The sequence below is a fragment of the Actinomadura nitritigenes genome (genome assembly GCF_017573545.1).
Taxonomy (GTDB): Bacteria; Actinomycetota; Actinomycetes; order Streptosporangiales; family Streptosporangiaceae; genus Spirillospora; species Spirillospora nitritigenes.
Genome location: NZ_JAGEOK010000057.1, coordinates 1 through 13019, shown reverse-complemented (window position 1 = coordinate 13019; position 13019 = coordinate 1). Strand labels below are relative to the sequence as shown.

Below are 13019 nucleotides of genomic sequence, written 5' to 3'. Positions count from 1 at the left end.
CCCGCAAACCCAGCGACACCCGCCCCGCTCTCCCGAGCCAGTGACGTTTTCTCAGCGAAATGATCTACGCGAAGAAGTGTGAACCACCCCATGCATGAGCAGGTCGGACGTTCCGTGCCCGACTGTGAAGAGACGTAAAGCCTCTGGTAGGACAGGTCTCACCACAAGATCATGTCCGTAACCACCACAGGCTTCACGTTGGTCACCTATGTTGCCACGCTCGATGTCCCGCGCCACGTCGTGGACTACCTCTCTCGCCTGCTGGCCGCGCACCGGCGGCGGATCGGCACTCCACGCGGCAGCCGCGCGCCCGGCCCGTTCCGCCAGGCCGTGCTGGTGCTGCGTTGGTTCCATGAGCGCGGCTGCGTGCACTGCCTGGCCCGCGACGCTGGCGTCTCCCAGGCCACCGGCTACCGCTACCTGCACGAAGGCATCGACGTCCTCGCCGCCCAGGCCCCGGACCTGCACGAGGTCCTGGACCACTGCCGACGCGAGGGCATGACCCACGTGATCCTCGACGGCATGCTGATCGAATCAAACCGCCTCGCCGGCGTCCGGGACAACGGCAACGACCTGTGGTTCAGCCAGAAACACAAGGCATTCGGCGGCAACGCGCAATTCCTGTCCGGCCCCGACGGCACCCCGCTGTGGGTCTCCGACGTCGAGCCCGGCTCCACGCCCGACATCACCGCCGCCCGCATCCACGCGCATCCCGCCCTCTGCAAGGCGGCGGCCGATGGCCTGCCCACCCTCGCGGACAAGGGCTACATCGGCGCCGGGATCGGCATTCTCGTCCCGGTGCGACGCCCGAAGGGTCGCTCCGAGCAGGCCCTGCACGTGGACACACGAACCACGAACAACCTGATCAGAAGCGTCCGAGCTCTTGGAGAACGCGCTGCCGCAGAGCTCAAGCAGCGCTGGCGAACTCTGCAGCACGTCACCGTCAGCCCCAGTCGGATCGGCGACATCGCCCGCGGTGCCCTCGTCCTCAACGGAATCTGGAAGTGATCAACGCTGACAGAACGTCAGTGGTGATCACTTCCAGCCTCATGGCCTGCGGGTCTGTGGCCCGACTGCGCCGCTTCGGCGCCGACGCGGTCACCGCGCCGAATACGCACCCGCTTCCAGGTCCTCGATGAGGGTTGGTCCGGCCGGGGCCCAGTCGAGCATTCTCCGGGTGATCTCGCTGGTCGCTGGGAAGTCCGCGCCGAAGAACCGGCCGATCCACCCGAAGTGGTCGCCGATGTCGTCCGGGTCGATCGAGCTGACCGGCAGGCCGAGTTCGCGCCCGAGCACCTCGGCGATCTCGCGGGTCGGCACGCCCTCTTCCGCAACCGCGTGCAGCAGGCTGCCGGCCGGCGCACGGTCCAGGCCAAGCGCAACCATGCGGGCCGCATCGGAACGGTGCACCGCCGCCCAGCGATTGGTGCCGTCGCCGGGATAACCGGAGACGCCCTTGCGCCGGGCAACGTCGGCGATGACCGCGATGAACCCGTGGTCGCCGGCGCCGTGCACCGTCGGCGCGAAGCGCAGGCTCACGGTGCGCACACCGCGGTCGACGAACTCGAGCGCCAGGTTCTCGCTGCCGCCACGGGGCGAGTCCGGGCCGTGGAAGGGTGAGGTGTCGTGCTCGGTGGCGGGCCGGCCCGAGGCAAGTCCGGCCACACCCGAGGCGAGCAGGAACGGCCGGCCGCTTCCGGCGAGCGTGTCCCCGATGGTCTGGACCGCGGCCCGCTCGGCCGCGGCCGTGGCGACCGGGTCCGACCAGTCATGCTTGTTGGCGAGGTGGATGACGGCGTCGGCCTCCTCGGCTCCGCCGTGGATGCTCCCGAGGTCGTCGAGGCCCCCGCGGCGCACGCGGGCCCCCTTCACCCTGAGGGCTGCGACGGAGGCATCGGACCTGGCCAGGCCGGTGACCTCGTGGCCCTCGGCGAGCAGTTCGTCGACCACGGCGGAGCCGATCCATCCGGTGGCTCCGGTAACGAAGACGCGCATAGGTGATCGGCCTCTCTCGACGCCCCGCCGCCGGGCGGAGCGCTTGGGTGTCCAGGATCGAAATCGACGTCAGCGACTGACGTCAGCAACGGACATCACCATACGCGTGAAGTCAGCAGCTGTCATCACCTACACTCCACGGCATGGCGCGTTGGGAACCCGGAACCGCTGACCGGCTGCAGAAGGCCGCGCTCGAACTGTTCGCCGCCCAGGGGTTCGAGCAGACGACCGCGACGCAGATCGCGCAGGCCGTCGGCCTGACCGAACGCACCTTCTTCCGCCACTTCGAGGACAAGCGCGAGGTCCTGTTCCGAGGACAGGACGCGCTCGTCGCGAAGTTCCTGGACGGTGTGCACGGCGCGCCGGCCGACGCGTCCCCGCTCGCGATCGCCGCGTGCGCCCTGCACAGCGCCGCCGAGTTCTTCCCTGACGAGCGACGCCCCCACTCCCGCATGCGCCAGAGCGTGATCGACCAGAACCCCGCACTGCAGGAACGCGAACGGAACAAGCTTGCCGACCTCGCCGCCGCACTCGCCGGAGCCCTGCGCGAGCGAGGCGTCGACGAGCCCGCCGCCACCCTGGCCGCGCACTCAGGCGTGACGGTGTTCGGCATCGCCTTCTCGCAGTGGCTGCACGAGAGTGAGCAGCGCTCCTTCGCCGACATCTGCATCGGCCTGCTCCGCGAGTTCCGGGCCCTGATGACGGACGCGGAGGCCTGAGGCGACCGAACCCGCGCCTACCCGGGTCGCCGCAAGCACGAAGGGCGCACGACCTCTTGCGTATTGGTTGAGAAAACCTCAGTCGCTACAGGTCGTTCCGATCCTCTCCGCGGGCCTGTCGGCCGGCGGGCGAGCGTGTAGTAGTCGAACAGCAGACTGAGGAAGGCGCGGCGTGGACTCGGCGGCAACGTCGCCTCATCCGGCATCTACAGCACTCTGGCCGCGGCGGGAGCCCCTCGCTTGGAACTCGAACAGCACCCCCATCAGGGCCGCCCTGTCACTTGCAATTCCGCGGACTCTCCGCCCTCGCGGATGGAGCCGGGGATCTTCACTGTGCCGCGGAACGTCAGCGACAGCAACGGATCGGTCATCAGGGTGGTGACGAGCATCATGACGATCATCAGTGAGTACAACTCGCCGTCGATAAGGTGCATTTGCAGGCCGATTCCTACGACGATCGGCCCTGTCAGCCCCCGCGTGTTCATCAGGGCTGCGATGGCCATTGAGGGCCGCGCGGACATGCCCTGGGTCCGCAGCCCCAGGTAGGTCCCGCCAAGCTTGCTCACCACCGCGACGAAAAGGATGGCGCCGAACTGCCAGAGGCTGGAGATCTTCAGGGACGTCAGGTTGATCTGCAGCCCCGCGACCACGAAGTACACCGGCAGCAGCACCGAGGTGAGCCGGGCGATGCCGTCGCTGATGTCGGCATGCAATGCGCCGCCGCTGGTGCGCGGCACGGCCATGCCGAACAGAAAGGAACCGAGAATGAAGTGCATGCCCATCGCCTCGGTGGCCGCACCGGACAGCAGCGCCCCTGCCAGAATCAGGGGAAAGGTCCACACCGCGGGGGCCCGCTGGCTCCGCTCCGCGCGGATGAGCCTGTGCAACGCGGGCCGGACGACGAGGAGCACACCGGCCCCGTAGAGGATGAACAAGGCTGTGCGCCACAACGTTGCTCCGCCACCGACCATGGCCTGGACGACGGCTAGCTCAGCCCAGGCCACCACGTCGACCAGGGCAGCGATCGCCAGCGCCAGTCCGCCCAGCTCCGTGGCGAACAACCCCCGGCTCTCGATGATCCTCGCGAGCACCGGGAAGGCCGTCACTGAGACGGCCAGACCGATGAACAGCACGAATGCGGTCGGCGACGCGCCTCGCACCGAATAACCGGACAGCAGGTAGAACCCCAGACCGATGCCCAGCGCGAGAGGGACGAGGTTGGCTCCGAGAAGTCCGCCGATGGCCAGCCGTCCCCTGCCTCGCAGCGCGCCCGCGTCTGCTTCGAGCCCGACGCCGAACATGAACAGAGCCAGACCGAGATTCGCGATCCCCGTAAGCGAGGACCGCACGTCAGCGGGGAACAGTGCGTCCGAGATCGCGCCGTCCATCAGCGTGGGCCCGAGCAGAATACCGGCGATAATCTCGCCTACTACGGCCGGCTGCCCCACACGCCCGGCCAGCGCGCCGAGCCCGCGCGCCACCACCAGGATCAACGTTACGTCCAGGAGGAACAGCTGCACTTGATGACTGGTCAAAGAGGGCTCCCCTTAATGGTCAAGCCACTTGATCCGAGTTGCTCCGCCCGGGCTGAATCGCCCGCAACACCTAATCGTCTTCGCATGCAGAGGCGCCATGGCTCCTGCGAGCCTACGTATGCACGTTCGATCAACTCTCTTTTGACGATAAGCCTAAAACGCACGATTTGTGAGAGTACGCGACTACCGCCCGGTCGCCTATAAGAGGTGGCCAAGTTCTTGCATAGTGAGATGGCTTGAGATCGAGACAATTGAGGCGGTCACCAAAGGAAGTCAAGCCAAGTCCAACAACATATCAACGTCACCATAGTCGCCCTTGACGCACTGAGCCTTTTCCAGCCTGCTCCGGCTTCCCGGAGTTGCAGTGTGTGGACGGCGTTGACGAGGCGGGTGCAGCGCAGCTTTCGCAGGACTCTCCATGACTTGAGCTGGGCATTCGCTCGTTCGCCGGTCCGCGGAGTTTGACGTGTGCGCGGTTGGCGTCCTTTTGCGGCTCGGCCTTCTCACGTCCCTTGTACGGCGCAGTATGTGCGCGCCCGCAGTCCTGGTAGGCCCTGTCGGCCACGAACGGGAGCGAGTACACGAGGCAGCCGCATCGCCGGCCATGGGGCTGGCGCGAGCAGCTCGGCGCCGCCGAGGAGCGCGTGCAGGCCTTCGAACGCGCCGCTGGAGCCGAGAATCTCAGTGGGGTCGTACGGCGTTCGGGCGGCTTATCCCCGACCTCGTGCTCAGCAGCGGTCGGTGAGACCGGTCCCGTGGCCTTCCCCTCCCCCGCCCGCACCACCACCTCCGGCACCGCCGACAGGTTCTCGGTCACGAACGCGCCCAGCATCCGCACCGCGCCCCACTGCACCGTGAACCCCAGCCGATTCGCCGGTGCCCGCTTCGACCGGGCGTGCGTCAAGGTGCGCTCATCCAACCGGAAGAACATCGCCAGCTCACCCGGCGACGGCTCCACCTCGAACCGCCCGTACCTGGCCGCCTGCTCATCAGACAAGAAATCCACTGGCATGCCCGGCAACGTCGGAGCCGTGACCAGGCCAAAGGAGCCGAGCGATCAAACCGAAGCGTAGGTCCAGCCGCTGCCGCTCCTGGACGTTCCGATACTCCTCACATGCCTACCGCCCTCGGGCGATGCGCCGTCTCAAACCGTTGCCCAGGCCGCAGAGATCTACCTGGCGGCCGAATGCGAGGCTCACATCCAGGCGCGGGTGCGGGTCGATTTGCCGGTGATGCCGCAGTTCGCCGGCATCGTAGGCCACAGACGTGACGTGCCTATCGATATGCCCTGCGATCCACCGGCGGCCGGCAGCCCGTGGCGTGGCGGCCGGCGTCGCCCTGGTGACGACCTCACCGTCGCGGGCCACGCCGCCGAACCCGATCAGCTCAAGCAGCCGGGCGCTGGAGTCGGGGCGAGCTTCAGCGGCTGGTGCAAGGGGTGGCGGCCGCCGCACCGGGGCGGCATGGTTCTACTCGGACGCTTCGATGATGACGTGGAGCTGCCCCCGGCGTCGATCGGAGTACGTGATCGTAACCGGGCGGCGATGCCAAACCGCCGGGGACGGACGGGGTCCTGCTCACTGCTCAGTCGGAGGTGTGGGTGGCCTCGGGGCGAGCGGCGTCGCGGATGATGCGCAGGCCGTCGACGACGGCGGTGAGTTGTTCGGGTGTGAGCAGGCCGGTGAACCAGCGGTCGATGACGGCGAGGTAGTCGGGCAGGACGGCGGCGAGCCGGTCGGCGCCGCTCGGGGTGAGGACCGTGAAGATGGTGCGACGGTCGTCGGGGCAGGGCGCCCGCTCGACCAGGCCGGCGCGGGCCAGGCGGTCCACCAGGCGGGTGATCCCGCTGGTGGACAGGGACGTCTGCGTAGCGAGGTCGCTCATCCGCAACCGCCGGCCGGGCGAGCGGCTGAGCCGCGTCAACGCGTTGAGGTCCAGCCCGGATATGCCGTGCTCCTTGAAGACGGGCTCCAGCTTGGTCAGCAGCCCCTCATGGGCCTCGAAGAGCAGTCCCATCGTCGTCAGGCGGGGATCGGCGAACAGGTCGTCCATGCCTCGACCCTACCGTCGATGCTTGATGCCGGGATAGTTGACATGGGGAATATTTTGCCCTCATGCTTGCTTCATCAATATTCCTCGCGTCAACTATTTGGAGGGCGTCATGAGCACGAGCACCGAGCCCACACCGGGCCGGACCTGGGTGGCCGGCTTCCGCACCGGCGTCATCAGCCCCTACGAGCAGATCAAGCTGAACGAGCCGCGCGGCTTCGCCGACCAGACCGTCCGCCAGGTGCTCCGGATGGCGGGCGGCGGCGAGGCGTTGCGCGTCCGGCTGAGCAACCGCTACGGGCGGGACCCGCTGACGATCGGCGCAGCACGAATCGCAGTGCGCAAGGCCGGCGACGAGATCGTCCCCGAGACCGACCTCGCCCTGCGGTTCTCGGGCGCGGCGCAGGTGACCGTCCCGGCGGGCGGCGAAGCCGTCAGCGACCCCGTCGACCTGCCCGTCACCGCGGGCACCGCCCTGGCGCTGAGCCTCTACCTGCCGCACGAGACCGGCCTGGCCACCTACTCGCACATGCCGATGCAGACGGCCTACGCCGCCGACGGCGACCTCACCGCCTCGCCTGGCCTGCCCGGCGCCGACCACGTCCAGGCCAGGTTCTACGTGACGGGCGTGGACGTCCTGGCCCCCGAGGGCACCGCGATCGCCGTCGCGTTCGGCGACTCCTGGTTCGAGGGCGTCGGCAGCACTCCCGACACCGACCACCGGTCCGTGGACTTCCTCAACGCGCGGCTGGACCGCGGCTGGGTCGTCAACGAAGGGATCGCCGGCAACCGGCTGCTCGTCGACGAGATCGGCGAGAACGCCCTCGCCCGGCTCGACCGCGACGCGCTGTCGGTGCCCGGGGCCACACACGTCCTGGTCCACTTCGGCATCAACGACCTCGGGCTGCCGGGCATGGCAGGCCAGCCGCCCGCGACGTCCGACGACCTGATCGACGGTTTCACCCGCCTCGCCGACCGCGTCCACACCGCCGGCCTGAAGATCCTCGCCGCCACGATCGGTCCCTTCGCCGGCGCCGTCTACCCCGGCGTCAGCACCCCGGAAGGGCTGGCGGCGCGGCGCCGCGTCAACGACTGGATCCGCACCACGGACCTCTTCGACTCGGTCTTCGACGTCGCCCGCGCCGTCGAGAACCCCGATGACCCCGACTTCATCCGCCCCGACCTCGACGGCGGCGACGGCATGCACCTCAACGACACCGGCGCCCGCCTTTTGGCCGAGTCCGTCGACCTCCGCACCCTCACCCTCTAACCCTCCAGCCGACGTCCCGGCACGGTGCCCCTCTCCCCCGCGAAAGGACCACGAGGATTGACAGTCGAGCCGCGGCAATTGCGGGGTGCCGCCGGGACTCCGCCTGAGTGCCAGCTTCATCTGCGGTGCGCGGCGTAGATCACCTGCGGAGTGCCAGAGTCGGCAGGGACAAGAACTGGTCGAGGGGCGCCCAGGTTCCAGCCGAAGTAGCCGCCCGGGTCGTTGATCGCCTTGCAAGCCATTGCCTCAACCAGCCGGTGCCCGGAGGGCCGGCATCAAGCGCCTCCCGGCGGCATGAGCGGAGGTCGTCCGGCAGTGTCCCACCGAAGCGTGGTCCCTCTCGGCACGTTATGTGACACCTACGGCCTGGCCGACGAGGCGATCGGCGATCCGGCCGGGGCTGCGGAGTCCGGCACCCCCGCATAGTCGGGCAGCTCGACGCCGTTGATCGCGCGCCCGACCAGTTCGGTGAACCATTCGCCGGTGAAATCGGGGCGCGGCTCGGCGTCCGGCCCGGGGACGTCGCGGGTACGGGCGTTCAACCGGCCGATCTCCTGGTTGGCCTCGACGAACGAGCGCATCCGCGCCTCGTAGCGGGCGAACCCCGCGTCGGGGTCCCAGCCGGCGGCGGCCAACTCTCCGGCCAGCACGTAGGCGCCGACCAGCGCCAGCCCGGTGCCCTGCCCCGACATCGGCGAGGAGCTGAACGCCGCGTCCCCGAGCAGCCCCACCCGTCCGCTCGACCAGCGGTCCATCACCACCTGGGCGACCTGGTCGAGGTAGAAGTCCGGGGTGTCGTCCAGGTGCGCGAGGATGTCCGGGGTCAACCAGCCCAGGCCCGCCATCCGCTCACGCAACAGGACCTTCTGGGCCGCGACGTCACGGTAGTCGACGTCGAAGTCGGCCGAGGCGAAGTAGAACATGGCCATCGCCCGGGTGGCGTCCTGGATGGGCCGCAGGAGGGCAGAGCGCCCGGACTCCTGGTCCTGGTACTCCAGCAGCCAGCGGTCCAGCCCGAATTCGTTGGGCACACTGTAGAAGGCCAGCACGTGTCCGAGGTGGCGCAGGAACCGCTCGTGCGGTCCGAAGACCATCGCCCGCAGCGGCGAGTGCAACCCGTCCGCCCCGACCACCAGGTCGAAACGCCGCCGGTCGCCGCCCGCGAAGACCACGTCGACCCCGTCCGCGTCCTGGGCGAGCTCCGCGATCCGGTCGCCGAAGACGTACTCGACGCCGTCGCGGGTGTCGTCGTAGAGCACCTGGGACAGGTCCCCGCGCAGGATCTCGATGTCCGCGATGAACCCGTCGCCACCGTCGTCCTCGACACCGAAGGTCTCCAGCACTCGCCCGTCCGCGTCCACGATGTGCGCGCCGGCGGTGTCGGTGCACGCCGCCCGCACCGCCGCCTCCAGCCCCATGCGCCCGATGACCTCCCTGGCCACCCCGCGCGCGTCCACCGCCTGCCCGCCGGGACGCAGCTCAGGAGCCCGCTCCACCACGGTCACCTCGGCTCCCCACCGGCGCAGCCAGTGGGCCAGCGCGGGGCCCGCGATGCTCGCCCCCGTCACCAACACCCTGGGACCGCCCACCCGCATCCTCTGCTCGCCAGTCCGGATGGTGTGCTCCTGCTTGGAATCGTCGACGCTCATCACTGCCTCCACGCGCTGCCTCCCGCGCTGGACGTTTCCAGCACAGGCCTACCGCTGTCGGTGTCCAGCCGTATCGACCACGGATCCGCACAGAATTCATCGGCACGACCGATATCGCGACCACGCTCCCGCAAACATCCTCAACTCGGCAGACCAGCGCATTCCGGAAAGCGGCCTTGGTTCAGGTGCCGGAGGCCACGTAGGCGACGAGATTCAGGTGAATGACCAGCTGCCGTGCCACGCGCAGCGCGACGTCCTGCCCGGGGTCGTCGGCGACCAGCGCGAGCGCCAGGTCCAGGCACGCGCTCAGCCCGGCGCCCGTCCACACGTCGCCGTCACGGATGAAGACCGGGTCGGGCGTCACCACGGCGATGGGTACTCAGCGGCGATCTGGTCGGCAATGGACCACTGCGTCGTAGCCAGCCCCCGAGCGCCCGGTTCGTGGCAGAGTGGCGGGATGCCTGGCGCTCGATACGGGATGGATGCACCCTACGGGTTCGGCTTCGTGGGCCTGGTCGTGCTGGGGTTCTGGGTGACCGGGCTGGTGATGGCGGTTACCGCCGATCTGGCCGCCGCGCTGCCCGCGCTGGTCTCCGGCACCCTGCTGGCGGGATGCCTGGCCCTGAGCCTGCACGCCACGCTTCGCGGCAAGTTCCTGGTCTGGCGGGACGTGCTGGACGAACTGGACCTGCGTGGCGACGAACGGCTGCTCGACCTCGGCTGCGGACGCGGCGCCGTCCTGTTGGCCGCCGCCCGGCGCCTCCCCCAGGGCCAGGCGGTCGGCGTGGACCTGTGGCGCGGACGGGACCAGTCCGGCAACACCCCGGCGGCGACCCTGCGCAACGCCCGCGCCGAAGGCGTCGCCGACCGCGTCCACGTGCAAGGAGGTGACCTGCGCAGACTCCCGTACGCGGACGCAAGCTTCGACCTGGTCGTGTCCAGCCTGACGGTGCACACCATCTTCGGCGCGGACGCCCGCGCCCGAGCGATCGCCGAGGCGTACCGGGTGCTGCGGCCAGGCGGCCGCCTGCTGATCGCCGACCTGGCGCGAACCCCTCGCGAGTACGCTGCGGCGCTGGCCCGACTGAACGCCCAGGACATCCGCGTGCGCGGCCTCGGCTGGCGCGCGTGGTGGGGCAGTCCGTGGGTCCCGACCCGCCTGCTCACCGCCCGCAAACCGGCCACCCCCTGAACACACCTACCGGCATGGTCCAGGCCGCTCCTCGCCCAGGAGCCGGAACATGTATGCGCTCCGCTTCGTGCCGGGGGGATCGGAAGTCTCCCCTGCGGCGGCCCCGAACACCCGGTCGCCCCTCCGCACCTGGCTAGAGCGGCACCGCGCCGTGCCGTTCCTTGGTAGGGACGCCGCCGGCGCAGGCGTGTTTGATCTACCGCGCCGATGGGTTCGTCTCGTTCACTCCGGTCGGTGGGCTGCGGTGCCTGCGGTGGTGTCGTCGGGATCGGCCGGTGGCCGGTCCAGGAGGTGGCGGCGCAGGAAGGACAGTTCGGCGGTGACGGCCTGCTCGTGTCCGCTCAGGAATGGCTGGTAGTGCCCGCCGGGCAACCGTACGAGTTCGCCGCGGGGGGCGCGGTCGGCCGCGGCGGCCGCCGGTGCGGCGAGGGCTGAGGTGTCCTGGTCGCAGACGAGGACGAGCAGGGGGCACTGGATTCGGGAGGCGCGGCGGCCTGGCCGGTAGAAGCCGAGCCACAGCGCGAAACGGGCGGCGGCGGCCTGCTGCCATTGCGGGTAGCGGTTGCCGGGGTTGAGCGCTTGGCCGGTGTCCTGGGCGTCGGGCGTGGTGAGGAACGCGACGCTGCCCGGCTCGCCGTTGAGGGGGACCAGCAGGGGCGGTCGGCCGAACAGGCCACCCAGGGCGTCGAGGACGCCCAGGCCGGTCAGCCGCAGCATCGCCAGCGGCGTCTGGTGGCGTGCGGCATTGCGCACGATGGCCTGGCAGTCGGCATTGGGCGTCTGCGCGATCGCTGCGGCGACCCGCCGGTCGCCTGCCGCGATGCGCAGGACGTGGCCGCCTGACAGCGAGAATCCCCAGAGCGCCAGCTTGCCCGGATCCACTCCCGGCAGCGTCGCCGCGAACCCGATCGCGGCTCGCCAGTCGGCGAGCTCGTCCCTGATCCGCACCACCTGGCGCGGCGCGCCCCCGCTGTCCCCCAGCCGTCGATGGTCGAAGGCCAGAACGGTGAACCCCGCGCCGGCGAACCGCTCGGCGAATGGATCGGTGCCGGGCTCCTTGGTCACCGCGAACCCGCCCGCCATGATCACGCAGCCGCCGTTGAAGCCCGGATAATGCCAGGCCGCACACTCGGTGTCGCCGCTGGAGAAACGAACCTTCTCTCGAACTACCGACATCCGCGTTCCGTCCTTCCCATGAATCGGATTTGTTATCGAGGTAGATGAATGGAGCGTCGCATGACGTTATCCACGACCTCCTATGGAGCACCGTGCTCGCCCGCGCCCGACATGCGCAAAAGCTCTTTCGGCACCCGGTTCAAACGGTCGGGCCGTGGCGTTCGGGCGATGGTGTGAGCTACGCGGTCGAGCGGACGGGGTCGTCGATGGGCGGCGCGACGGCGGTGTCGCGCATGTAGATCCTGGGTCGGATGAGCGCACCACGGACGAAGGTGGCCGCGAAGGTGCTGATCAACGCGACCCCGATCGCCGAGCCGATCCGCGCCGCCCGCGGCAATCACGCCGAGAACCAGCGAGCGGCGCCGGTGATGCGGGTCGGGATGGGCGCCGAACGCACCCACCGAGGATCTGACCGGCGGGGTCGGCCGCATCGGCGGGGTTCAGGTCGTCCGGAAGGCTCATAGGTGTGCTCCGGTTTCCGGTGGTCGAGTGGGCGCACCGATGGTGAGGCGCCCCTCATGTTCATCGACCGTAACACAACATGAGGGGCCCCTCACATAGGTATCCTCGGAGCATGCCGCCGACCGTTGAATCCCCTGGTGAGCCCGACCGGCCGCGGCGCCGCGACGCGCAGCGCAACCGTGAGCGCTTCATCGCCGCCGCGCAGGCCGCGTTCGCCGAGCACGGCGTCGACGCCTCCCTCGAACAGATCGCCCGCGACGTCGACCTGGCGATCGGGACGCTCTACCGGCACTTCCCGACCCGCATCGATCTGCTGATGGCCGTCTTCGAGCCGAAACTTCAGGAATTCGTCGCAACCGCCGAACGCGCCCTGGACATGGACGATCCGTGGGAAGGCTTCTGCGCATTTCTGGAATCGTTGTTCGGGATGCAGGCCGGCGACCGCGGCTTCAACGACCTGGTCTCGATGCGGTTCCCGGCCAGCGACCGCACCGAGGCGATGCACGAACGGCTGTACCGACTCATCGAGGCGAACCTGCGTCGCGCCCAGCGGCACGGCGAGGTGCGCCCGGACATCACCGAGGCCGACATCATCACCCTGGTCTGGGCCAACGGCCGTATTCTCGAAGCCACCAGCCACACCGCGCCGCACGCCTGGCGGCGCAACCTGCACCTTATGATCGACGCGTACCGGGCCCCGAACCGGCACGAGCTTCCAGAACCGCCACTGACCGGGGATCAACTCTACGCGGCCATGGTCCACCTGAGCGCTTAGGTCGTAACATCAGCCTACGAGGCGTCGCCAGCAGATAATGGCTGCGGCCTGGTTCATGAATGCTTCCTAAGAGCGTGTCTCATGTGGGGAGTTGTGTGAGCTTCTTGTAGCAGGTGATGGCTGCGGCGAGAACGAGGAAGGCGTTGAACAGGTGGCCGTGGCGTTCGTAGCGGACGGTCAGGCGCCGGTAGCCGAAA

At 69.1% G+C, this 13019-nt stretch carries 11 protein-coding genes and 2 pseudogenes; 5 read left to right on the top strand and 8 right to left on the bottom strand.

The window, feature by feature from the left end; all coding sequences use genetic code 11:
• The first annotated feature begins 198 nt into the window (after positions 1-198).
• Positions 199-1008, top strand: coding sequence for a transposase family protein (locus tag J4557_RS46485; protein WP_208273961.1), 810 nt, complete (start codon positions 199-201; stop codon positions 1006-1008).
• Between the two features lie 90 nt (positions 1009-1098).
• Here J4557_RS46485 and J4557_RS46480 read toward each other — a convergent pair whose 3' ends face one another.
• On the bottom strand, positions 1099-1995 hold the full coding sequence (locus tag J4557_RS46480) for an SDR family oxidoreductase (RefSeq protein WP_208273907.1): 897 nt from the start codon (positions 1993-1995) through the stop codon (positions 1099-1101).
• 143 nt (positions 1996-2138) lie between these two features.
• On the opposite strand from J4557_RS46480, the gene J4557_RS46475 reads away from it, so the two are divergent.
• Positions 2139-2714 carry a TetR/AcrR family transcriptional regulator gene (locus J4557_RS46475; protein ID WP_208273905.1) on the top strand — a complete coding sequence of 192 codons (576 nt, stop codon included), beginning with the start codon at positions 2139-2141 and terminating at the stop codon, positions 2712-2714.
• Positions 2715-2977: 263 nt separating this feature from the next.
• On the opposite strand, the gene J4557_RS46470 is transcribed toward J4557_RS46475, so the two are convergent.
• The 4 genes and pseudogenes from J4557_RS46470 to J4557_RS46455 all read right to left on the bottom strand — a co-directional run bounded on the left by J4557_RS46470 (position 2978) and on the right by J4557_RS46455 (position 6301).
• Entirely contained in the window at positions 2978-4234 is a 1257-nt protein-coding gene (locus J4557_RS46470; RefSeq protein ID WP_208273903.1) for a cation:proton antiporter domain-containing protein, read from the bottom strand.
• 353 nt (positions 4235-4587) lie between these two features.
• Positions 4588-4802: pseudogene (locus J4557_RS46465) on the bottom strand (IS5/IS1182 family transposase); the annotation flags it as partial.
• Between the two features lie 285 nt (positions 4803-5087).
• Positions 5088-5261: pseudogene (locus J4557_RS52415) on the bottom strand (DUF4158 domain-containing protein); the annotation flags it as partial.
• Between the two features lie 572 nt (positions 5262-5833).
• Positions 5834-6301, bottom strand: coding sequence for a MarR family winged helix-turn-helix transcriptional regulator (locus J4557_RS46455; RefSeq protein WP_208273899.1), 468 nt, complete (start codon positions 6299-6301; stop codon positions 5834-5836).
• A 109-nt stretch (positions 6302-6410) separates the two neighbouring features.
• Between J4557_RS46455 and J4557_RS46450 the strand changes: the two genes are divergently transcribed.
• Positions 6411-7568, top strand: coding sequence for a GDSL-type esterase/lipase family protein (locus J4557_RS46450; protein WP_208273898.1), 1158 nt, complete (start codon positions 6411-6413; stop codon positions 7566-7568).
• 359 nt (positions 7569-7927) lie between these two features.
• On the opposite strand, the gene J4557_RS46445 is transcribed toward J4557_RS46450, so the two are convergent.
• Positions 7928-9217, bottom strand: a complete 1290-nt coding sequence (locus J4557_RS46445; RefSeq protein ID WP_208273897.1) for an FAD-dependent monooxygenase — start codon at positions 9215-9217, stop codon at positions 7928-7930.
• Positions 9218-9398: 181 nt separating this feature from the next.
• Positions 9399-9581 (bottom strand): type 1 glutamine amidotransferase family protein, encoded by a 183-nt coding sequence (locus J4557_RS46440; protein WP_208273895.1) that lies wholly within the window; start codon positions 9579-9581, stop codon positions 9399-9401.
• A 114-nt stretch (positions 9582-9695) separates the two neighbouring features.
• Here J4557_RS46440 and J4557_RS46435 point away from each other — a divergent pair, with 114 nt between their 5' ends.
• A complete protein-coding gene (locus tag J4557_RS46435) occupies positions 9696-10409 on the top strand; it encodes a class I SAM-dependent methyltransferase (RefSeq protein WP_208273894.1) in 714 nt (237 codons plus the stop codon).
• Between the two features lie 222 nt (positions 10410-10631).
• On the opposite strand, the gene J4557_RS46430 is transcribed toward J4557_RS46435, so the two are convergent.
• On the bottom strand, positions 10632-11585 hold the full coding sequence (locus J4557_RS46430) for an alpha/beta hydrolase (protein ID WP_208273893.1): 954 nt from the start codon (positions 11583-11585) through the stop codon (positions 10632-10634).
• A 574-nt stretch (positions 11586-12159) separates the two neighbouring features.
• Here J4557_RS46430 and J4557_RS46425 point away from each other — a divergent pair.
• Positions 12160-12822: a TetR/AcrR family transcriptional regulator gene (locus J4557_RS46425; RefSeq protein WP_208273892.1), complete on the top strand. Its 663-nt coding sequence runs from the start codon at positions 12160-12162 to the stop codon at positions 12820-12822.
• The last annotated feature ends 197 nt before the right edge of the window (positions 12823-13019 follow it).